Origin of the sequence: Streptomyces mangrovisoli (genome assembly GCF_000974985.2) — a bacterium.
Lineage (GTDB): Bacteria > Actinomycetota > Actinomycetes > Streptomycetales > Streptomycetaceae > Streptomyces > Streptomyces mangrovisoli.
In genome coordinates, this window is record NZ_LAVA02000085.1 from 32,317 (window position 1) to 52,876 (window position 20,560).

18 protein-coding genes are annotated in these 20,560 nt (G+C 73.4%); 6 read left to right on the forward strand and 12 right to left on the reverse strand.

Going from position 1 to position 20,560, the window contains the following annotated elements; all coding sequences use genetic code 11:
- Positions 1-502 precede the first annotated feature (502 nt).
- The 5 genes from WN71_RS30365 to WN71_RS30385 all read right to left on the reverse strand — a co-directional run bounded on the left by WN71_RS30365 (position 503) and on the right by WN71_RS30385 (position 6,051).
- Complete coding sequence (locus tag WN71_RS30365) at positions 503-1,102, reverse strand: GTP-binding protein (protein WP_046584165.1); 600 nt, start codon at positions 1,100-1,102, stop codon at positions 503-505.
- Complete coding sequence (locus WN71_RS30370) at positions 1,086-1,427, reverse strand: DUF742 domain-containing protein (RefSeq protein ID WP_046584166.1); 342 nt, start codon at positions 1,425-1,427, stop codon at positions 1,086-1,088. Before WN71_RS30370 ends, WN71_RS30365 begins: the two co-directional genes overlap by 17 nt.
- Entirely contained in the window at positions 1,424-1,852 is a 429-nt protein-coding gene (locus WN71_RS30375) for a roadblock/LC7 domain-containing protein (RefSeq protein ID WP_046584167.1), read from the reverse strand. The genes WN71_RS30370 and WN71_RS30375 overlap by 4 nt, the downstream gene beginning before the upstream one ends.
- Positions 1,849-4,563: a sensor histidine kinase gene (locus WN71_RS30380; protein WP_052742973.1), complete on the reverse strand. Its 2,715-nt coding sequence runs from the start codon at positions 4,561-4,563 to the stop codon at positions 1,849-1,851. Before WN71_RS30380 ends, WN71_RS30375 begins: the two co-directional genes overlap by 4 nt.
- Positions 4,564-4,764: 201 nt before the next feature.
- The gene (locus WN71_RS30385; RefSeq protein WP_046584168.1) at positions 4,765-6,051 is read right to left on the reverse strand and encodes a DUF5685 family protein; all 1,287 of its coding nucleotides are present in this window, start codon (positions 6,049-6,051) and stop codon (positions 4,765-4,767) included.
- A 346-nt stretch (positions 6,052-6,397) separates the two neighbouring features.
- On the opposite strand from WN71_RS30385, the gene WN71_RS30390 reads away from it, so the two are divergent.
- Positions 6,398-6,835 (forward strand): cell division protein SepF, encoded by a 438-nt coding sequence (locus WN71_RS30390; protein ID WP_046584169.1) that lies wholly within the window; start codon positions 6,398-6,400, stop codon positions 6,833-6,835.
- 451 nt (positions 6,836-7,286) lie between these two features.
- Here the strand turns inward: WN71_RS30390 and WN71_RS30395 are convergent, their stop codons facing one another.
- Positions 7,287-8,909, reverse strand: a complete 1,623-nt coding sequence (locus WN71_RS30395) for an MFS transporter (protein ID WP_046584170.1) — start codon at positions 8,907-8,909, stop codon at positions 7,287-7,289.
- A gap of 259 nt (positions 8,910-9,168) precedes the next feature.
- Between WN71_RS30395 and WN71_RS42340 the strand changes: the two genes are divergently transcribed.
- Together WN71_RS42340 and WN71_RS30405 are read left to right on the forward strand one after the other, a co-directional pair.
- Positions 9,169-10,389: a membrane protein gene (locus WN71_RS42340; protein WP_046584215.1), complete on the forward strand. Its 1,221-nt coding sequence runs from the start codon at positions 9,169-9,171 to the stop codon at positions 10,387-10,389.
- A 238-nt stretch (positions 10,390-10,627) separates the two neighbouring features.
- Complete coding sequence (locus tag WN71_RS30405; RefSeq protein ID WP_046584171.1) at positions 10,628-11,746, forward strand: phosphatase PAP2 family protein; 1,119 nt, start codon at positions 10,628-10,630, stop codon at positions 11,744-11,746.
- Between the two features lie 113 nt (positions 11,747-11,859).
- On the opposite strand, the gene WN71_RS30410 is transcribed toward WN71_RS30405, so the two are convergent.
- Both WN71_RS30410 and WN71_RS30415 read right to left on the reverse strand, forming a co-directional pair.
- Positions 11,860-12,075 (reverse strand): I78 family peptidase inhibitor, encoded by a 216-nt coding sequence (locus WN71_RS30410; protein WP_046584172.1) that lies wholly within the window; start codon positions 12,073-12,075, stop codon positions 11,860-11,862.
- A gap of 460 nt (positions 12,076-12,535) precedes the next feature.
- On the reverse strand, positions 12,536-13,189 hold the full coding sequence (locus WN71_RS30415) for a LysM peptidoglycan-binding domain-containing protein (protein WP_046584173.1): 654 nt from the start codon (positions 13,187-13,189) through the stop codon (positions 12,536-12,538).
- Positions 13,190-13,725: 536 nt separating this feature from the next.
- On the opposite strand from WN71_RS30415, the gene WN71_RS30420 reads away from it, so the two are divergent.
- Together WN71_RS30420 and WN71_RS30425 are read left to right on the forward strand one after the other, a co-directional pair.
- Positions 13,726-14,517, forward strand: a complete 792-nt coding sequence (locus tag WN71_RS30420; RefSeq protein ID WP_046584174.1) for a hypothetical protein — start codon at positions 13,726-13,728, stop codon at positions 14,515-14,517.
- 424 nt (positions 14,518-14,941) lie between these two features.
- Positions 14,942-15,304 (forward strand): hypothetical protein, encoded by a 363-nt coding sequence (locus WN71_RS30425; RefSeq protein WP_046584175.1) that lies wholly within the window; start codon positions 14,942-14,944, stop codon positions 15,302-15,304.
- 116 nt (positions 15,305-15,420) lie between these two features.
- Here WN71_RS30425 and der read toward each other — a convergent pair whose 3' ends face one another.
- The 4 genes from der to WN71_RS30445 form a co-directional block, all read right to left on the reverse strand.
- Positions 15,421-16,896, reverse strand: a complete 1,476-nt coding sequence (gene der / locus WN71_RS30430; protein ID WP_046584176.1) for a ribosome biogenesis GTPase Der — start codon at positions 16,894-16,896, stop codon at positions 15,421-15,423.
- A 74-nt stretch (positions 16,897-16,970) separates the two neighbouring features.
- Positions 16,971-17,558, reverse strand: a complete 588-nt coding sequence (locus WN71_RS30435) for a lysophospholipid acyltransferase family protein (RefSeq protein ID WP_420856542.1) — start codon at positions 17,556-17,558, stop codon at positions 16,971-16,973.
- 71 nt (positions 17,559-17,629) lie between these two features.
- The gene (gene cmk, locus WN71_RS30440) at positions 17,630-18,316 is read right to left on the reverse strand and encodes a (d)CMP kinase (protein ID WP_046584178.1); all 687 of its coding nucleotides are present in this window, start codon (positions 18,314-18,316) and stop codon (positions 17,630-17,632) included.
- A 108-nt stretch (positions 18,317-18,424) separates the two neighbouring features.
- Complete coding sequence (locus WN71_RS30445) at positions 18,425-19,510, reverse strand: prephenate dehydrogenase (protein ID WP_046584179.1); 1,086 nt, start codon at positions 19,508-19,510, stop codon at positions 18,425-18,427.
- Positions 19,511-19,787: 277 nt separating this feature from the next.
- Here WN71_RS30445 and WN71_RS30450 point away from each other — a divergent pair, with 277 nt between their 5' ends.
- Positions 19,788-20,465, forward strand: a complete 678-nt coding sequence (locus WN71_RS30450) for a hypothetical protein (RefSeq protein ID WP_046584180.1) — start codon at positions 19,788-19,790, stop codon at positions 20,463-20,465.
- The last annotated feature ends 95 nt before the right edge of the window (positions 20,466-20,560 follow it).

The following is a 20,560-nucleotide window of genomic DNA, read 5'->3' on the forward strand; positions in this document are numbered from 1 at the left end:
CGGCGCGGACACGGCCGAGCCCCTCAGCAGGGCCGTCCACCGAGAGTACGGGGGCGTTTCCCCTCGGTGTCAAGGCTGTCCACACTGTGAGCGGTACGTCTCAGGTCAGTTGACGGGTAACCGGGGACCTGTTCCACTTGGCCCATGCATCCGCAGCAGTGGCTGGTCACCCGCTCCCACATCGACTTCGGTCGCGTGTGGTCCTGTTCCTGTTGAGCTGACCTCACTGCGCGCCCGGCCCGTTCGCGCGGGCGCCCCGGACTCACGCCTCCCGGCGTTCCGTCATCGCCTTCACCCGCGCCCCGCCTTCACCCCGCGCGCCGCCTCTCCACCCGCCCTCCCCTCGGGCACCCCTTCCCCGCGTGAACCCGCCGTACGGCATGGCCCGTTGGCGCTGTACGGCATGGCCCGTTGGCGCTGCACGGCAGCGCCCGGTGGTCCTCCCGCGCCACCTTCCTGGCGTGGGAGGACCACCGGGCCGCGGTGCCCTGCCCCGGACCGGTCAGCGGGCCATCGCCGGCCTGCGCCGGGCGGTCTGGGTACGGACGCCGATCACCCGGTCCATCAGCGCCCCGAGCACGTCCCGCACGGAGCCGCGCTCCCGCGCGTCGCACTCCAGCACGGGCACGTCCGCGCCGAGCGAGAGGGCTTCGCGCACCTCCTCCACGTCGAACCGCTCGGCGCCGTCGAAGCAGTTGACGGCGAGCACGAACGGAGCGCCCTGGGCCTCGAAGTAGTCCACCGCGGGGAAGCAGTCCTCGATCCGCCGGGTGTCGGCGAGCACCACCGTGCCGAGCGCGCCCTCCACCAGGTCGTCCCAGAGGAAGGAGAACCGGTCCTGTCCGGGCGTACCGAAGAGATACAGCGCGATCGTCGGGTCGAGCGTGATCCGGCCGAAGTCGAGGGCGACCGTGGTGGTCGTCTTGGACTCCACGCCGACCAGGGAGTCGACGCCCACCGACACCTCGGTGATCGCCGCCTCCGTGTCGAGCGGTTCGATCTCCGACACGGCCCCGATGAAGGTGGTCTTCCCGACGCCCAGCCCCCCGCTGACGACGATCTTCACGGCCAGCGGAACGATCCTGTCAGAGCGCCCGGACATGGTCCCTGATCCTTTCGAGCATCTGGAGCGGCAGCTCCGCGGGTTGCCGGCAGGCGAGCCGCCCGGCGACGACGAGATCGGAGATCAGCACCTTGGCGACCCCCAGCGGCACGCCGACGCGCTGCGCCACCTCGGCGACGGTCATGGGCCGTTCGCACACCGCGACGATGTGCCGCCGCTCGAAGGCGAGCGACTCGTCCGGCGGGCCGACGGCGACGACCAGCGTCTCCAGCCGGAGCCCGGCCTGGAGGGGCTCGGCCCGGCCGCCGGTCATGATGAACGGCCGGACGAACGTGGTCTCCTCCGAGGGCGGTCGGCCGCTCATCGCGGCAGCACCTGGCGCAGGTCGGCGATGAGTGCCGGGGTGAGCAGATCACCCGCCCGCTCGGCCAGCACCGCCATCTCGTAGCCGACCAGGCCGAGTTCGCCGCTGGAGTCGGCGAGGACGCCGAGACAGCTGCCGTCCCGGATCGCCGAGACCAGCAGGAAGCCCCGGCCCATCTCGATCATGATCAGCTTGACCCCGTCGAAGCTGTAGCGCCGGGACGCGCTGCGCGCCAGGCTGCTCAGCCCCGAGACGATGGCGGCGAGATGGTCGGCCTCGGTGCGGCCGAGCCCGTCGGAGACGGCGATGAGCAGCCCGTCGGAGGAGACGGCGACCGCGTCGCGCACGCCGTCGGTGGACTTCACGAAGTTCGCGAGCAGCCAGTTGAAGGTCTGCGAGTCGTGGTGGGTGTCGACGGTGTTCATCGGGCGTCGCCCCTCTCGGTGTCCTTCTGGTCGGCGGTACGGTCCGCCTCCTGACCGGCGGTCCGGTCCGCCCTGTCCCTGTCCCGCTCCCTCTCCTTGTCCCTGCCCTTGTCCCTGTCCTTGTCCCTGTCCTTGTCCCTGTCCTTCTCCCGCTCCCTCTCGCGTTCCTTCCCGCGCTCCTTCTCCTTCTCCACGCTGATCGCGCCGCGCATGTGCGCGCTGCGGAGGGTGGCGAGCATCCCGGAGACCTCGTCGGGGCTGCGCTCCGCGAGAGGTCCGGTGGGGGCGGGGCGGCTCGGACGGTCGGTCTCGCTGACGGCGTCCGCGATGGCGCTCCGCCGGGGCCGCTTGACCAGGCCGTTGCGGGTACGGGCGGCCGAGGTGCCGGTCCCGGAGGCGGGGGCCGGCCGGCGGGCGGACTGCTGCTCCGACGCCGTGCTCGGGGCGGCCGGCACGGAGACCGGCTCCGCGCCGGAGCCCGGTCCCGCGGCGGCCAGGACCGCACCCGGTCCCGAGGCCCCGCCCGGACCCGAGGCCGCGCTCGTCCCCGAGGCGGCCGCGGCCTTACCCGGGACCGGGCCCGCACCTGAGACCACGCCCGTACGCGAGACAAGGCCCGTTCCCGAGGCCGGTCCCGAGGCCGGTACCGCCGCCGGGGTGGCCTCCCGCTGCGGGGTCTCCCCCGCCGTCGAGGCCGCTCCCGCCGGGAGTTCGCGGCGCGGGGCCGGCAGCACGGGACGCTCCACGGCCTCCTCCGCCGCCCCCGTGAGCGGCGCGGGGAGCGGGACCGGCGGGGCGACGGCCGGCTTGGCCCCCTCGCTCAGCAGCCCGGTGGGGATCAGCACCCGCGCGACCACCCCGGCCGCCGGTGCCTCTCCGAGCCGTACCTCCACACCGCACCTGCGGGCGAGTGCGCCGACCACGAAGTGGCCGAGGAACTTGGTCGGTTCGGCCATGAAGCTGGCGGTGCCGGAGAGCCGTACGTTCGCCTCCGCGAGGGCCTGGGCGTCCATGCCGAGCCCGTGGTCGACGATGGCGACCAGATACCCGGCGCTGGTGCGCCTGCCCTCGATCTCCACATCGGAGTCGGGCGGCGAGAAGCTCAGCGCGTTCTCCACGAGTTCGGCGAGGAGATGGGAGAGCTCGGCGACCACGGAGCCGCTGAGCTGCGCGGGTTCGATGCGGCGCAGGCTGACCCTGCGGTACTCCTCGACCTCGGCGAGCGAGGCGCGCAGCACGTCCGTCACGGACAGCGGGTGGGACCAGGGGCGCGGGCTGGACTCCCCGGCGAGGACCAGCAGACTCTCGGCGTTGCGGCGCATCCGGGTGGCGAGATGGTCCAGTTCGAAGAGGTTGGCGAGGGTCGCCGGGTCGGCGTCCTCGTGCTCCAGCTTGCTGATGAAGCTGATCTGACGGCGTACCAGGTTCTGGTTGCGGCGGCCGAGGCTGACCAGCGAGTCGGTGGCGTTGCGGCGCAGCACGGCCTGTTCGGTGGCGAGGTCGAAGGCGACGCGCTGGACCCGGTCGAAGGCCTCGGCGACCTCGCGCACCTCGGCCCCGGCGCGGTCCGGCACGGCGAGCGGCGCGGGTGGTGCGGGCTGCTCGCCATGGGCCGCCTCGTGCACGGCGGCGACGGCGCGCGGCAGCCGGCCCACGGCGACCTCCCGGGCCTGCCGGGCGAGGTCGGTCAGCGGCGAGGAGACGGACCGTACGCAGTCCAGGGCCAGGGCGCCGAGGGCGGCGACGGTGGCGAGGGCGAGCAGCAGGAACAGCAGCAGGTCGCGCAGGGCCGCGCTCTCCAGGGCGGCGGCGCGCCGGTCGACGTCGGCGCCGAGGGAGATCTGCACGGCACGCAGGCCGTTGATGGTGGAGGTCATCGAGTTCCACCAGGCCATCGGCGGGACGGCGGCCGAGCTGAGCCGTCCGGTGCCGCGCACGGCGACGCTCTCGTAGGCGAGCGCCTGCCGGGCGTCCGGGGTGGTGAGCGCGGCGTCGAGGCGGCGCTCCTGGCCGGTGGTGGCCGTACGCGGGAAGGCGTCCAGGGCGGCGAGGCGGCCGGCCCGGATCTCCAGGAAGCGGCCGTAGTCGTCGCCGCCGAAGCGTCCGGCGCGCACCGAGCCGAGCACGATGGCGCGTTCCTCTCCGGTGAACTCCTTGGCGTTGCCGAGGATCTGGAGGGACTGGTAGGCGTCGCGGAGCCGGCCGTCGTGGACGTCGTCGAGCCCGAGGTCGAGGCGGTCGAGGACGGTGATGGTGGTGGTGAAGAAGTCGAAGGTGGCCTTGACGGTGCCGGTGCGGGCGTCGGCGCCGTGGCGGATCGCGGCGAGGCCGTCGAGCCGGCCGAGGGCGGTGCGCACGGTGTCGGGGGCGGTGCCGCCCTGGCCCGCCAGCATCCGGTCGAGCGCGCCGCGGGCCTGGTCGGTGGCCGCGCGCTGGGCGGGCAGTTTGGCGCCGAACTGCCGTACGCCGCCCACGTATCCGGTGGTGAGGCCGCGCTCCTTCTGGAGTTCGTGGACGAGGCCCTGGAGGGTGATCTCCAGCCGGGCGTCGTCCGCGGTGGCGGAGGCGTTGCGGTAGGCGGAGATCTGCTCGGTGGCCACGGTGCCGAGCAGGGCGAGCAGGACCGCGAGGGAGAGGACCAGGATCCGCAGGAGGCGGGTGCGGATGGTGCGAGGGGCGGCGGGGCGGCCCCTTCGTGTGACTACGTCCACGGGAAGTGCCTTAAGTGCGAGGCGAGTCGGTCGGCGAAACCGGGGAAGGAGAGAGGTGGTTCCGTGCCAGACCAACGAACCTTGTGGGGTGGCGGTCACTCGATCATGTTTGTGTTTAACCAGACCGAAACACCCGTATGCGTACGGCCGGATGGGCGAGGCGCGCCCGATCCGGCCGTATACGATCGTGATGACGCTGCGTCACAACCCGCAGTCGCAGCAGGAACAGCATTCGCAGCACTCGCAGATCTCGCACGCCTCGCAGCAGGAGCAGTCGCAGCCGCCGCCTCCGCAGTCTCCGCAGGTGGTGCACCAGCCGTCGCGCTTCTTGCGCGACCAGGGGCCCTCGAACTCGTCGGCGCAGCACAGCCGGCAGGTGCAGCACAGCCCGACGGCGGCGGCGCAGCCCGCCCAGAAGCCGCGCTTGCCGGGGCGGGGCGGTTCGCCGCCGGGATGCCCGAAGGGGTTGCCGTAGGGGTTGCCGGGGGTGTGCGGTCCGGGCGCGTAGGGCCCTTGCGGGGGCCCGAAGGCGGCCTGGGGGGACTGCGGGTGACTGCCGCCCCCGATCCCGGGAGCATCGTCCCCGAGGGCGTCCTGGAGCCGCTCGTGGCCGCAGGAGGCCGTGCCGAACGCCCGGTCCACGGAGCGGCCGAGCTCGTGGGCGAGCAGCAGGTGCGCCAGGCGGCGGTCGCCGAACTCCACCTCGCGCAGGGCGAGGCGGATGCCGTGCAGCGCGTCGTCGGCGAGCCGGCGCGCCTCGGTGAGCGGCGTGCCGGTGGCGGTGAGCGGGTTCCAGGAGCCCGAGGCGGCGTCGGCGGCCCGGTCCTCGACGGCGTCCAGCAGGTGCGCGAGCCGGCCGAAGAGCCGGCCGGCCTCGGCGAGCGGTGCGGCGTTGCCCGGCCGTCCGGCGAGCACCGCGGTGTGCGCGAAGGCGGCGGCGGTCGCGGTCTCGGTGGGTTCGGTGACCGTGAGGACCGGGGTACCGGGCCCGGCGAGCGCCTCGATGCCGAGCTGCCGGTCGACGGCGTCGACCAGCACGGCGGTGTCGAAGCCGACGGCGCGCCCGGTGCGCGCCCCGGCACGGTCCCAGCCGCCGGCCACCCGGCGCGCGGCGAGCGCGACCGGTCCGCGGGCGAGCAGTCCGTCCCCGTCGGCGACATGGTCGCGGACCTTGGCCGAGGCGAGGACCAGCGAGACGGCCGCGGCGAGCCGCGCCCCCTCGCCCTGTGCCACGGAGGCGGTGCGCATTCCGCGCAGCGCGCAGGGTCCCGCCGTACGCCGCCAGGATCCGCCGTCCCGCCGTGTGGGGCGCGTGGCCTGAGCTTCCGTCAGAACCGATATCAGGAGCCCGTCGTAGTTCGTCACCACCCGCGCGAACTGACCGTGGTCGCCGCGCAGCGCGAGGCACAATCCGCACAAATGCGCCATCCACTCCGTCGTAAGGCTCTCGCCGAGACGGTGCCGACAGGGCCGGACGATTCCGAACATGGTGATCCCCCCGTGCGTCGTTGGATGTTGAGCAGGCCGTCGGGCAGGCCGTTGAGCTGGGTGTCGAGCCGCTTCGTCGCGGCGGCGGAGGAACGGGTCGCGCGGGGCGTTCCGTTCACCCGTACGCATCGCCCGTCACCCGTCCGCCGTGAAGAATCATATTTCACTCACAGTCAGCAGCCGTATGGGGAAGACCCCTTGGGGCATCCGGGCTCTCGACGTACGGGCCGTGCACCAGTACCGTCACAAACCCCCCGCGCGGCGTCTATCCACTTGGCGCGCCGTCCGCATCATGGATGACCATAGATGCGGAAAGCATGAAAGACCGCTGTGAGAGGAGGCGTCCATGGGATCGGTACGCAAGGCGAGTGCGTGGCTCGGCCTCGTCGACGACAACGATGACGAGCGTTACTACGACGACGACTACTCCGAGGGCTCGGAATCCGGGGACGCCTGGGTGACGGACCCGCGGGTCAAGGTGGCTTCGGACACGGCCGAGGGGAGGGGCCGCCGCATCGGCACGGTCACCCCGGACAGCTTCCGGGACGCCCGCGCGATCGGCGAGCTGTTCCGTGACGGTGTCCCGGTCATCGTCAACCTGACGGCGATGGAGCCCACCGACGCCAAGCGTGTGGTGGACTTCGCGGCCGGGCTGACGTTCGGGCTGCGCGGCACGATCGAGCGGGTCGCGACCCGGGTCTTCCTGCTGACTCCGGCGAACACGGAGATCGTCAGCGGTGACCCGGCGCCGCATCGCGCGGACGGCTTCTACAACCAGAGCTGAGGCGAGCCGGCTCACCGCCGCGCGGGCCGGCCCGGCCCGCGGACGGGTGGCGGACGCCCGTGACACCCGCGGGCCCGTCGTGGTCGCTCGCGCAGTTCCCCGCGCCCCTGAAACGCGCGGCCCAGCGACCCACCAGGGGCGCGGGGAACTGCGCGAACACCCCCTCCGACCCGCACCGACCAAGAGACGCGGGGAAACCGCGCGAACAAGCCGAACCGACCCACACCGACCAAGGGACGCGGGGAAACCGCGCGAACAAGCCGAACCGACCCGCACCAACCAAGGGACGCGGGGAACCGCGCGAACAAGCCGAACCGGCCCGCACCGACCAAGGGACGCGGGGAAACCGCGCGAACAAGCCGAACCGACCCGCACCAACCAAGGGGCGCGGGGAACTGCGCGAACAAGCCCCACCGGCCCGCACCCGGGTGTCAAGGGTCAAGACCCGGCGTCAAGCCGACACGTGGGCCCGCTCCGCCTCCCGAGGCAACGGCACCCCAACCCCCTCCTCCTCCCCCTCCGCGGCAGCGCCCTCGCACAGCATCACCCGAGGCAACCGCAACGCCATCACCGCTCCCAGCAGCAGCAACCCGGCGCTCACCAGCAGCGTCACATGCAGCCCGTGCACGAAGGAGTCCCGGGCGGCGTGCCGCAGCGCGGCCCCGGCGCTGCCGCCGAGCCGCGCGGACACCTCGTACGCCTCGCCGAGCGACCGCCCGGCCGCGGCCGACGCCTGCGCGGGCACCCCGGGGACGGACGACAGGCCCGGCGTGTAGGCCGCGTTCATCACGCTGCCCAGCAGCGCGATCCCGATCCCGGCGCCCAGCTGGTACGACGTCTCGCCGATCGCCGCCGCGCCACCGGCCTGCGCCTGCGGGGCCTCACTCAGCATCGACTCGTACGCGCCGAACAAGGTCGTCTCCAGGCCGAAGCCGAGCAGCACGAACCCGCACAGCAGCAGCGGGACGTCGTCGGTGGCGCCCATGGCCGTCAGCAGGACGACCGCGGCGGCCGTCAGACAGAAGCCGAAGCAGACCATCCGGCGCGGGCCGAAGCGGCGCAGCAGCCGCGCACCGGCGAGCCCGGCGGCCATCGCCGCGACGGTGAGCGGCAGCAGCCGCAGCCCGGTCTGGAGCGGCGACAGGCCGAGGACCAGTTGCAGGTACTGCGCGGCGATCAGCTCCAGGCCCACCAGCGCGAGCATGGCGAGGACGATGCAGCCGACGGCGGTGCTGAACGCGGGCCGCGCGAACATCCGCAGGTCGACCAGGGGGTAGGGGCGCCGGCGCTGCCGTCGTACGAACAGCACGAGCAGGGCGACGCCCAGCAGCACCGGGCCGGCCGTGGACGCGCTGCCCACCGGCCGGCCGCCGCCGAGCTGCTCCACGCCGAGGACGACGCCGAACAGCCCGGCTGCCGCCATCAGGGCGCCGACGACGTCCCAGGGCCCGTTGCGGGTGCCCCGGGACTCGGGCAGCAGCAGCCGCCCGACCGGCAGGCTCACCAGCATCAGCGGGATGTTCACGAGGAAGACCGAGCCCCACCAGAAGTGCTCCAGCAGGAACCCGCCGAGCAGCGGCCCGACCGCGGCGCCCACCGCGGCGACGGCGCTCCACACGCCGATGGCCACGGCGCGCTCGCGCCGGTCGGGGAAGACCTGGCGCAGGATGGAGAGGGTGGCGGGCATGATCATGGCGCCGCCGACGCCGAGCAGCGCCCGCGCGGCGATGAGGACCTCGGCGGACGGGGCGAAGGCCGCGATGCCGGAGGCGACGCCGAAGAGGGCGTAGCCGAGCAGCAGGACGCGTCTGCGGCCCACCCGGTCGCCGAGCGTGCCGAAGAGGATCAGCAGCGCGGCGCAGACGAGCGGGTAGATGTCGACGATCCAGAGCAGTTCCACCGCGCCGGGCCTGAGGTCCTGGGTGACGGCGGGCACCGCCACGTGCAGCACGGTCGCGTCGAGTGCGACGAGCAGCAGGCTGGTGCACAGCACGACGAGGACGACCCAGCGGTTGGCACCGGCCCCGGCCGCCCGACGGCGCAGCAGGGCAGCGGCCGTGGTCGTCCCGGACATGTACGTACCTCCCAGATGAACCCTCGTGTTCGGCGGGCTCGCGGGGCGGGGACTCCCCGCGGCTCGACCGGGGAGGAGCGGAGATCCCCGGCCCACGCGGCGAACGGCGAGTTGACTGGCAGCGTACGCGAGTCGACCGGGCGGGTACGTGGTGGAGCTCTCACCCTCCAGGACCAACACTGTGGCGTACGCCACTGCCCGCACCCTTGACCACGCCCCGGCGAACGTCACGGCCGCGGCGGGCGTCGATAATCGGTCCGTGACCGACCTTGCGACGCGCGCGGCCCCGGCCCGCCCGACCTCTCTGCGCCGGGCCGCACCCGCCCTCCTGGGCTACGCGGCCGTGCGGGGGCTCGGGCTGCTCGTGCTGGCCGGCTGGAGCGCGGCACGCGGCACGAGCGCGCACACCCTGCTGACGGCCCGCTGGGACGCGCTCTGGTACGCGCGGGTGGCGGGCCTCGGCTACGGCTACGAGGTGCGCCTGCCCGACGGCGACGTGCACTCGGATCTCGCCTTCTTCCCGCTGCTGCCCTGGCTGGAGCGGCTGCTGCACGCGCTGACCCCGCTGTCGTACGCCGACGCCGGGTTCACCGTGGCCCTGCTCTCCTCGCTCGCCGCGGCCTGGGGGATCTTCGCGGTCTCCGATCATCTGTACGGCCGCCGGGTGGGCCTGTGCGCCGTGCTGCTGTGGGCGGTGCTGCCGGTCGGGATCGTGCAGTCGATGGCGTACAGCGAGTCGTTGTTCACGGCGCTGGCGGCCTGGTCGCTGTACTGCGTGCTGATCGGGCGGTGGCCGGCGGCGGGCCTGCTGGCGCTGGCGGCCGGGCTGACCCGGCCGGTCGGGCTCGCTGTGGTGGCGGCGGTGTGGGCCGCCGCGATCGCCTCGTTCGTGCGCACCGGGGGCGCGGCCGCGCCGGGCGGCGTGCGGGCCGGACCGCCCGCCCCCTCCCGCGCGCCCGCCCGGGACCCGCGGGGCGCGTCCGTCGCGCGGCGCTCCCTGGGCATGGCGCTCGCGCCCCTGGGCGCCGCCGGGTACGTGCTGTGGGTCGGGTGGCACACGGGCACCGGGCTGTTCGGCTACCTCGACGTGCAGGCGGGCTGGCGCAACGGCTTCGACGGCGGCTACGCCTTCGCCCGCTTCGTCGCCGACAAGTTCACGTCGTTCCCGTCGGCCCTGGCCGGCGTCGGGCTGGTCGTGGGGGTGGCGCTGGTGGTCCGGCTCTACGTCGCCGGGGTGCGGCAGGGCCAGCCGCTCGCGCTGCTGGTCTACACGGGGGTCGTCACCGCGCTGGCCCTGTGCGCGTCGAGCTACTTCGGTTCGAAGCCGCGGCTGCTGCTGCCGGCCTTCCCGCTGCTGCTGCCCCTCGCGGCCGCCCTGGCCCGGCTGCGGCCGCCCAGGTCGGCGCTGGTGGTGGGGGTGGTGGCGGTGGCCTCGGCGGTGTACGGGGCGTTCTGGCTGAACGGCAGCGGCCCCCCGTGAGCCACGCGACGGACCGATGAGCACCGGGCGAATTCCATGCCAGCATTCGGTTAACGAATTCAAACGCGATATAAAACGGCTAGCCCGAACAGATCAAAGGAATTGCCTGTGAGGGTGGTTCAAGATTGCGCATTAGCGCGAAATAAAGGCGGGCCTGAGAGCTTTCCCACATCACATCGTCATCACAAAGACGGTGATTCGCACGGGAACTGAGCTCACTCGCTGTAACGTCGATAGAGTGCGTACCGAACGAAGCCTCACTCGGCTGGACCGGGTGTTCGCCAGGCTGGACCGGGAGCCGGAACGACCGGCCATGGTCGACATGCCGAAGATGAGCCGCCACCGGGTCGTGCTGTTCTCGGCGACCCTGGCGTTCTACCTGGCGATCGTCTGGGCCGTGGTCACCACGTCGTGGCTCGTGCGGCTCGACTGGCAGGTCATGTTCTTCCGCCCGTACCAGCAGTGGCCCCAGATCCACGCCTTCCTCGACTACTACGTGGTGCTGGGCCAGCGCGGCCCCACCGCCGTGATGGTCGCGGCCTGGCTGGGCTGGCGCTCCTGGCGGCAGCACACGCTGCGCCCGCTGCTGACCCTCGCCACGTCGCTGCTGCTGCTGAACATCACGGTCGGCGCCGCGAAGCTCGGCATGGGCCGGCTCGGCCCGCACTACGCCACCGTGATCGGCTCCAACGAGATGGGTCTCGGCGGCGATATATTTCCGAGCGGCCACACCGCGAACGCCGTCGTGACCTGGGGAATCCTGGCCTATCTGGCCTCCAGCCACTGGGCTCGCCGCTGGCTGTCCGCCGTCTCGGCGGTCACCTCGCTCGGCGTCGGCCTCACCACCGTCTACCTCGGTACGCACTGGCTGAGCGACGTTCTCCTCGGCTGGGCCGCCGGGCTGCTGATCCTGCTGGCGCTGCCCTGGTTCGAGCCGCTGATCGCCCGCGCCGAGAGCGGGATCTTCCTGCTGCGCGACCGCTGGCGCGCCCGCCTGCCGCTGCCCGCCCCGCCCCCGCCGATCCCGGTGGGCGCGGCCGCGCTGCGCACCGCGCGCGGCTCGGTGCAGGACACCCCGGCGCGCGAACCCGTGGGGGCGCGCGAGCCGGTCGGCGCCGGAACGCAGGACATCGCGGCGCGCGAACCCGTCGGCCCGGCCGCCCGGGGGCCCAGGACGCCGGTCCATCTGGCTCCCGGCCCGCACCTGACCCGTGCGGAGCGCAGCCCCGTCACCCCGGGCGGCAGCCGCCGCCCGCCGCACACGGAGCGCGGCCCGCACCCGGAGCGCCCGGCGCACGGGGACCGCGGCGGGCGCGGCGCCGCCGCCTCGGCCGCCCGCCCCCTCGCGGGCGGCTGACCCGCTCCCCGCCCGCGAGGCCGGTACGCACCCCCGCCACCCGCGCCGAAGGCCCCGGTTCCCTCTCGGAACCGGGGCCTTCGGCGTTCCGGCGGCACGCTACCGAACGAGGCTCAGCCCTTCCAGGCCCGCGCCACCGTGCCGTCGCGCACCTCGAAGTTCAGCCGCCCGACGCGGTACTCCATGGTCACGATCGCTCCGGGAGGCAGTGCCCGCACCGTCGACCAGCCGCGCTCCCGGGCGAGCCGCTCGGCCTCCCCGGCGTCGAGACCGACGTACCCGGCCGGGCTGTCCTGTGGCTCCGCGGGCGGAGTGGGAATGGGTGCCATACGGCCACGCTAGGCCCTCTTCGTGGAGCGTGTCACACTTCTGTCACAAGATCACGCGGAGTGATTCGTTCGAACTCCGTCACTCGGATGAACGGTTCCGTACCTCTTCCGAGGGCTTTCGAACGTAATTCCCGTACGGGCCGGCGAGACCCTTCCGAAGGGGCCGTGAAAGGGCCTCGGAACCGAGGCCCGAAGGATCCGGGAAGCGCATTCCCCGGGTAAATCGCGGGAGGTCCGGGAGCTGACGCCGCATAAGGATTTCACGCCTCCGACACAGAATCCCCATACGCGCCCCGGGCGGCCGTCGCGCAGTTCCCCGCGCCTCCGGGGCGCCACGGCCCGGGCACCCGCGAGGGAGGCGCCGCGGCGCCGGGAGCCCCGCCCGCCGCGGCACGGACCGCGACCCCGCCCGGTCGGAGGGACCGGGCGGGGCCTTGGTGCCCGCGGCGCAGGGGGCGGCTCAGAGAGCGAGCCGCTGGCCGGGGACGATCAGATCGGGGTCGGCGCCGATGACGTCCTTGTTGGCGGCGTAGATCCGCTGCCAGGAGGTCCCGTGCCGGGCGGCGATGGCGCTGAGCGTGTCGCCCTCGCGGACGGTGTAGCCGCCCTCGGCGGAGCCCCGGTGCGTACGGTCCGCCGGGCGGGTCGTCGTCTTCGACGCCTTCCGCCCGGCGGAGCCGGTGGACTTCGTGGTGCGATCGGTCCCGGACTCCGTCGACCTCGTCGTCACGGAGGCGTGCTCGGGGGCGCTGCCGTAGGCCCCGGCGCGGGCCGAGCAGACCGGCCAGGCACCCCATCCCTGGGCGTGCTGGACCTTGGTGGCGACGGCTATCTGTGCGGACCTCGACGCCTCGTCGGCCCGCGGCGCGTACGCCGTGCCGCCGTAGGCGCGCCAGGTGCCGGCGGAGAACTGGAGCCCGCCGTAGTAGCCGTTGCCGGTGTTGATGTGCCAGTTGCCGCCGCTCTCGCACTGGGCGATGCGGTCCCACACCCCGTTGTCCGCCGCGGCGGCGTGGCCGCCGGTCACGAGCAGGCCCAGCGGGGCGAGCAGCGCGGCGCCGGCGAGGACCGCCGTCGTACGCGCCTTGCGGGTGGTATCGGCACATTCGGACATGTGAATCCCTCTCCACGAACCCGGGGTCCCCCAAGGCGCGGCACGCTCCCCGCGTGGACGCGGTTCGTCGTGCCGGCCCCGTCCGCCCGAGCCGCCGCGGCGATGGTGCTGCCTGCGGCGGCCGGTGGACGATCCCGGGCGGTGCTCGATGCACACGGCGGAGGAATCTAGGCAGCCGGGGGCGGCGATATCAACCAACTCCTTGTCATTCCAGGCCAGTTCGCCATTACCAGAGGTAGCAGCGAATTCCGGCCACCCACTACATGCGCCGATTTACTGATATGTCGACCACGGCTCCGCCCCGCTTGTGACCCACTTCACCGATCCAAGATCCTTTCGGTGAACGGTACTTGACGGGGAGTGACCCGTTCCGGACCGGACGTGACCGCATGCGACGGATGGTTCGATTCCGTTCGCGCAAGGGCGTGACTCCCGCCACAGATCGCCCGTTGTCATCTTCATGAGCCCGGAACCCCGGGGCTCACGGGCCGGGAGCCACCCGTCCCTTCACGCACCGCATCCCGAGGGAGCCCCCCGTGCCGCGCATGCTCGACGTCAGCGACGCCGTACGTGCCGAGATCGGCGACGAAGAAGCCGACCGGCTGCTCACCGGAGACAACGCCCCGGGCAGTTACGACTGCACGTCCTGCCGTACCCCGGGCGACTCCGAGCAGGAGCGCACCAGCACCGTCCTGTTCATCGGGGACGAGACCGCCGTCCTCGCCTTCGCCCACGCCGGCTGTCTGCCCTCACAGGTCGTCCAGGTCACCGAGGAGCAGCTCCAGGGCGCGGTCCGCTCCATCAGCGGCGACGGCGACATCGCCTCCGACGGCCGCGCCGCGCAGTCCGCGCCCGAGCAGGCCGTGCTCGGAGTGACCAGCGGACTGGTCCTGATCGCCGGGGAGTTGCACCCCGCGCTCGTGGTGGAGCCGACCGCGCCCATCGTGCGGCCGGGGTCGACCGCGATCGGCGACGACTTCCTGCCGCTGCTGATCGAGCAGGGCTTCATGCCGGTCACCGAACTGACCGAGGTGCCGCCGGTGCTGCACGGCTGGTCGGTGCTGCTCGCCGTGGGCCAGCTGCACGCGGTGCTCCAGCCGGGGCCGAACGGCGCGTCCCAGGTGGCCTGGTGGCAGGCGCACCAGCCGCTCCAGGTCACGGACGGCTGGCGGGCCGCGGCCAACAAGCACCAGCAGGTGCTGATGTTCGCGGCGCCGGTCGGCTCGATCGGCCGCCAGCCGCGCGAGGACCTGCTGCGCGACGCCGTCGACAAGGCGGCCGCCAACGGCAAACTGGTCGCCGCGGCCCTCCCCCTCGCAGGCACCTGACCCGCAGCCCCCAGGGGCACGGCCCCGAGCGCAACACCCCCAGCATCGCGGGCGCCCGCCCGACCGCCCCCAGGGGCGCGGGGAACTCCGCGACCAGCCACGACGCACCCGCACAGGACCACCAGGTCGCACGTCGACCCCGGCCCGGCGGGGCCCGTTCGCGCAGTTCCTCGCGCCCCTAATGAGGCACGGCCCAGCGCAACACCCCAGGGGCGCGGGGAACTGCGCGACCAGCCACGACGCACCCGCACAGGACCACCAGGTCGAAGGTCCACCGCGGGCGGCCCGGCAGCGGCTGAGCGCGCCGTTCCCCGCGCCCCTACAGGGGTGCTGGGGTGCGCGCGGTGTTCAAGAGTGCCCCCAGAGCTGCCAAAGGCGCGGAGCGCAGCCGCATCCCAACCGCCCCGGGGTCGTTTGGACATACGTGCACAGCTACGAAGTTCCCCGCCGCCCGTCCTTCCAGCCGGTCCCGTCCGCGCGGCCGGCCCAGGATCCCGCCGGCGGCCCCTCGGCCACGCCCATCTACGACGCGCTGTACGCCGAGTACGTCAAGTCCTACCGTGCACTGCCGGGCGATCGCAGCGGCGAGGAGGGGCTGGGTTTCACCGCGTTCGGGAACTCCGCGCTCAGCACGACCGGTTCGGGCTCGGGATCGTACGGCTCAAGCTCCTACAGCGCCTACAGCGCGGGAGCGAACAGCGCCCGGCACGGCGGGTCCCAGCCCGCGCAGTGGACGCGGGTCGCCACGCTGCCGGCGCTCCCCCCGGCCCGGCGCCGGGTGTACTGACCCGGCACGACGCGATACCAAGCAACAAGAGGGCGGCCCCCGTTGGGGACCGCCCTCTCGCACTGCGCCGGTCGCTGCCGGCCGGCACCGCGTCCAGCCGTTACCGCGTCCAGCCGCTACTTCTTCTTGCCGCGCTTCTCCCGCACCCGCACCGAGATGTGGATCGGGGTCCCGTCGAAGCCGAACTCCTCACGCAGCCGGCGCTCGATGAAGCGCCGGTAGCCCGCCTCGATGAAGCCGGAGGCGAACAGCACGAACCGCGGCGGCTTGGTGCCCGCCTGGGTGCCGAAGAGGATGCGCGGCTGCTTGCCGCCCCGGACCGGGTGCGGATGCGCCGAGACCAGCTCGCCGAGGAACGCGTTCAGCCGGCCCGTGGGCACCCGGGTCTCCCAGCCCGCGAGGGCCGTCTCGATCGCCGGGACCAGCTTCTCCATGTGCCGCCCGGTGCGCGCCGAGACATTGACCCGGGGAGCCCAGGCGATCTGCCCGAGCTCGGTCTCGATCTCGCGCTCCAGGTAGTAGCGGCGCTCCTCGTCGAGGGTGTCCCACTTGTTGAAGGCGACGACCACGGCGCGGCCCGCCTCGACGGCCATGGTGACGATCCGCTGGTCCTGCACGGAGATCGACTCGGAGGCGTCGATCAGGATGACGGCCACCTCGGCCTTCTCCACGGCGGCGGCGGTCCGCAGCGAGGCGTAGTAGTCGGCGCCCTGCTGGAGGTGGACCCGCTTGCGGATGCCCGCCGTGTCGACGAACTTCCAGGTGATGCCGCCCAGTTGGATCAGCTCGTCGACCGGGTCGCGGGTGGTGCCCGCGATCTCGTTGACGACGACCCGCTCCTCGCCCGCGACCTGGTTCAGCAGCGAGGACTTGCCGACGTTCGGACGGCCGATCAGCGCGATCCGGCGCGGGCCGCCGACCGCCGTGCCGAAGGTCTGCTCGGGCGCCTCGGGCAGCGCCTCCAGGACGGCGTCGAGCATGTCGCCGGTGCCGCGGCCGTGCAGCGCCGAGACCGGGTGGGGCTCGCCGAGGCCCAGCGACCACAGGTAGGTGGCGTCCGCCTCACCGCTCGGGCCGTCGACCTTGTTGGCGCACAGCACGACGGGCTTGCCCGCCTTGCGCAGCAGCCGTACGACCGCCTGGTCGGTGTCGGTGGCGCCGACCTTGGCGTCGACGACGAAGACGACCGCGTCGGCGGCCTCGATGGCGTACTCGGCCTGGGCGGCCACGGAGGCGTCGATGCCGAGGACGTCCTGCTCCCAGCCGCCGGTGTCGACGACCTTGAAGCGGCGCCCGGCCCACTCGGCCTCGTAGGTGACGCGGTCGCGGGTCACGCCGGGCTTGTCCTCGACGACCGCCTCGCGGCGGCCGATGATCCGGTTGACCAGAGTCGACTTGCCGACGTTCGGGCGGCCGACGACGGCGAGGACGGGGAGCGGGCCGTGACCCGCCTCCTCGATCGCGCCCTCGACGTCCTCGATGTCGAAGCCCTCTTCCGCGGCGAGCTCCATGAACTCCGCGTACTCGGCGTCGCCAAGCGCTCCGTGGTCGTGCTCGGCGTGCGAGCCCTCGGAGTGGATGTCGTCGTTCATGAAGTCCGTACCTCGTTCATCGTGGTGATCGGTGGACCGCCCCTGGTTCGGGAGATCCACTACTCAAGTGTCGCCTAGCGCCCGGTGAGGCGCCTGGCGTTTTCCAGGTGGGCGGTGAGCTGCTTCTGGATCCGCTCGGTGGCCTCGTCCAGTGCCTTGCGGGTGCGGCGGCCGGAGCCGTCGCCCGCCTCGAAGGGGTCGCCGAAGACCACGTCCACCCGCGAGCGCAGCGGGGGCAGCGCCTTTATCAGCCGCCCCGGCCGCTCGGTGCTGCCCAGCACCGCGACCGGCACGATCGAGGCGCCGCTGCGGACGGCGAAGTAGGCGAGCCCCGCACGCAGCGCGGCGAAGTCGCCCTCGCCCCGGGTGCCCTCCGGGAAGATGCCCAGCACTCCCCCGGCCTCCAGCACGCCGAGGGCGCGGGTGATGGCCGTGCGGTCGGCGCTGTGCCGGTCCACCTTCAGCTGTCCGATGCCGGTCAGGAAGGTGCCCAGCGGCCCGATGAAGGCTTCCTTCTTGATCAGGAAGTGCGTCGGCCGGGGTGCGACGCCCATGACCATCGGGCCGTCGATGTTGTGCGAGTGGTTGACGGCGTAGATCACCGGGCCGGTCGCGGGGACCTTCCAGGCGCCGAGCACGCGCGGCTTCCACAGCCCGTACATCAGGCCGACGCCGATGCGCCGGCCGACCTCGGCGCCACGCTCCGAGGGCAGCCCGGCGGCGGGAGCCTTCGTCACTTCCCGGCCCGCTTCTCCTCGACGAGCGTGACGACGCACTCGATGACCTGCGCGAGCGTGAGCTCGGTGGTGTCCACCTCGACGGCGTCGTCCGCCTTGGCCAGCGGGGAGGTCTTGCGGCTGGAGTCGGCCGCGTCGCGCTTGATCAGCGCCTCGCGGGTGGCCGCGACGTCCGCGCCCTTCAGCTCGCCGCTGCGGCGGGCCGCGCGGGCCTCCGCGGAGGCGGTGAGGAAGACCTTCAGGTCGGCGTCGGGCAGCACGGTCGTACCGATGTCACGGCCCTCGACGACGATGCCCTGCTCGGCCGCGGCGGCCAGCGAGCGCTGCAGCTCGGTGATCCGGCTGCGCACCTCGGGCACCGCGCTGACCGCGCTGACCTGGGAGGTGACCTCCTGGGTGCGGATCGCGGCGGCGACGTCCGTGCCGTCGACGGAGATGGTCGGGTCCAGCGGGTCGGTGCCGGAGACGATCTCCGGCTTGCCGGCCACCGCGGCGATCGCGGTGGGGTCCTCTATGTCGATCCCGCTGGTCACCATCCACCAGGTGATCGCCCGGTACTGGGCGCCGGTGTCCAGGTAGCTGAGGCCCAGCTGCGCGGCGACGGCCTTCGACGTGCTCGACTTGCCCGTGCCGGAGGGACCGTCGATGGCGACAATCACGGGCTGGGCGGCGCCGTTTTCCACGGGGGGACACCTTCCTGGTGCGGGGTGGCGGGGTGTGCGGGCCGCTGTCGGACCCGCCCGGGGCCGGAAAGTGCCCCGCACCAGGTTACTGGCTTCGCGGAGCCGCCTTCACTGGCGGAGGGCCCAGCCCCGCTCCCGCAGGGCGGTGCCGAGCACCGGGGCCGCCTTCGGCTCCACCATCAGCTGGACCAGGCCCGCCTGCTGCCCGGTCGCGTGCTCGATGCGGACGTCCTCGATGTTGACCCCGGCGCGGTCCGCGTCCGCGAAGATCCGGGCCAGCTGGCCGGGCTGGTCGTCGATGAGGACGACGACCGTCTCGTACGTCCGCGGGGCGGTGCCGTGCTTGCCGGGCACCCGGACCTGGCCGGCGTTGCCGCGGGTGAGCATGTCGGTGATGCCGAGGGTGCCCTCGACGCGCTTGGCGTCGTCGGCGGACTGGAGGGCGCGCAGGGCCCGCACGGTCTCCTCCAGGTCCGAGGCGACGTCGGTCAGCAGGTCGGCGACCGGCCCGGGGTTCGCGGAGAGGATGTCGATCCACATCCGCGGGTCGGAGGCGGCGATCCGGGTCACGTCGCGGATGCCCTGCCCGCACAGCCGTACGGCCGACTCCTCGGCGTTCTCCAGGCGCGCGGCGACCATGCTGGAGACCAGGTGCGGCATGTGGGAGACGAGCGCGACGGCGCGGTCGTGGGCGTCGGCGTCCATCACCACCGGGACGGCCCGGCAGTGCGAGACCAGCTCCAGGGCGAGGTTCAGCACCTCGGTGTCGGTGTCCCGGGTCGGGGTGAGCACCCAGGGGCGGCCCTCGAAGAGGTCGCCGGTGGCGGCCAGCGGACCGGAGCGCTCGCGGCCCGACATGGGGTGGGTGCCGATGTACGACGACAGGTCGAGGCCGAGCGCGGTCAGCTCGCGGTGCGGGCCGCCCTTGACGCTGGCCACGTCGAGGTAGCCGCGCGCGAGGCCGCGGCGCATGGCGTCGGCGAGGACGGCGGCGACATGGGCGGGCGGCGCGGCGACGACCGCGAGGTCGACCGGGCCCTGCGGCGGGTCGTCGGTGCCGGCGCCCAGCGCGGCGGCCGTACGGGCCTGCTCGGGGTCGTGGTCGGCGAGGTGCACGGTGACGCCCCGCTGGACCAGGGCGAGCGCGGCCGAGGTGCCGATCAGGCCGGTGCCGATGACGAGTGCGGTCCTCACGGGGCTGTGTCCTTGCGGTCGGGGTCGGGATCGGAATCGGAGCCGGAGTCCGAGTCGGAGCCGGAGCCGGAGTCGGATCTTCGGCGATCCAGCCTAGGGCCTGTCGTGCCGTCGGCCTGCCGGGTGCCCGCCCGCTGAGACGGGCCGCGATCTCTGACAATGTCACGTGAAGGTCTGCATTCCGCTACTTCATGCGATACGCCCCCGTGCGCCCCTTTACGCCGGGCCAGCCGTCCGCTCTGATGGCAGCAGGTCCGGCCTCGGGGGGAGGTTCGTCATGAAGCGTCCTGGACCGCTGCTCACCCTGCTCGCCGGGCTGCTGTTGGGCGTGTTCCTGCTGGTGATGAACGCGACGACGGGGACGAAGGCCGCGTCCTACGGCTCCGGCGCAACGACCCCGACACCGTCCCGGTCCGCGTCCGCCTCCCCGACCGCGTCCACCGCGCCCTCGTCGGCCTCCTCGCCCTCGCACAAGCCGGTGGCCGCGCCCGACGCCAGTTACGCGGGCCGTACGGACGACGGCTCCTCCGCGGTGGCCGTGACCGTCCGCGACCGCAAGGCGATCGCCTACTTCTGCGACGGCCGCGCGAAGGAGTCGTGGCTCAAGGGCGACGTGCGCGACGACGGCACCATGACCCTGACCGGCGCGCACGGCGACGTGCTGCGCGGCACCCTCCGGGGCGGCGCGGCCCGCATCCGCGGCACGGCCGAGGTGGGCGGGGACCGTTACGCCTTCACCGCCGCCCGCGCCCACAAGCCGTCCGGGCTGTGGCGGACGACGGCCACCGTGCGCGGCGCGAAGCTGGTCGGCGGCTGGGTGGTGCTGCCGGGCGGCAGGCAGGTGGGTGTGGTCACCCGCGACGGCAGCCCGTCGGCCGCACCGCCCATCGACCCGACGACCGGCGCCGTCACGGTGGACGGGCAGCGGCTCACGGCCCGCCCCGCGACCCCCTGACCCACGCCCCCTGACCGCCGCCCGGCAGCACCACCCGCCCGCCGTCCCCCGGACCCACGACCCCTCGACCCCACGACACCTCGACCCCTCCGCCC

Coding starts and splice junctions, on each gene's coding strand:
- der (WP_046584176.1), bottom strand. CDS start 16,896: ATGAACGACGACATCCACTCCGAGGGCTCGCACGCCGAGCACGACCAC.
- WN71_RS30385 (WP_046584168.1), bottom strand. CDS start 6,051: ATGTTCGGAATCGTCCGGCCCTGTCGGCACCGTCTCGGCGAGAGCCTT.
- WN71_RS30415 (WP_046584173.1), bottom strand. CDS start 13,189: ATGTCCGAATGTGCCGATACCACCCGCAAGGCGCGTACGACGGCGGTC.
- WN71_RS30370 (WP_046584166.1), bottom strand. CDS start 1,427: ATGAGCGGCCGACCGCCCTCGGAGGAGACCACGTTCGTCCGGCCGTTC.
- WN71_RS30375 (WP_046584167.1), bottom strand. CDS start 1,852: ATGAACACCGTCGACACCCACCACGACTCGCAGACCTTCAACTGGCTG.
- WN71_RS30395 (WP_046584170.1), bottom strand. CDS start 8,909: ATGTCCGGGACGACCACGGCCGCTGCCCTGCTGCGCCGTCGGGCGGCC.
- WN71_RS30365 (WP_046584165.1), bottom strand. CDS start 1,102: ATGTCCGGGCGCTCTGACAGGATCGTTCCGCTGGCCGTGAAGATCGTC.
- WN71_RS30390 (WP_046584169.1), top strand. CDS start 6,398: ATGGGATCGGTACGCAAGGCGAGTGCGTGGCTCGGCCTCGTCGACGAC.
- WN71_RS30435 (WP_420856542.1), bottom strand. CDS start 17,558: ATGTACGGGCTGTGGAAGCCGCGCGTGCTCGGCGCCTGGAAGGTCCCC.
- WN71_RS30450 (WP_046584180.1), top strand. CDS start 19,788: ATGAAGCGTCCTGGACCGCTGCTCACCCTGCTCGCCGGGCTGCTGTTG.
- WN71_RS30410 (WP_046584172.1), bottom strand. CDS start 12,075: ATGGCACCCATTCCCACTCCGCCCGCGGAGCCACAGGACAGCCCGGCC.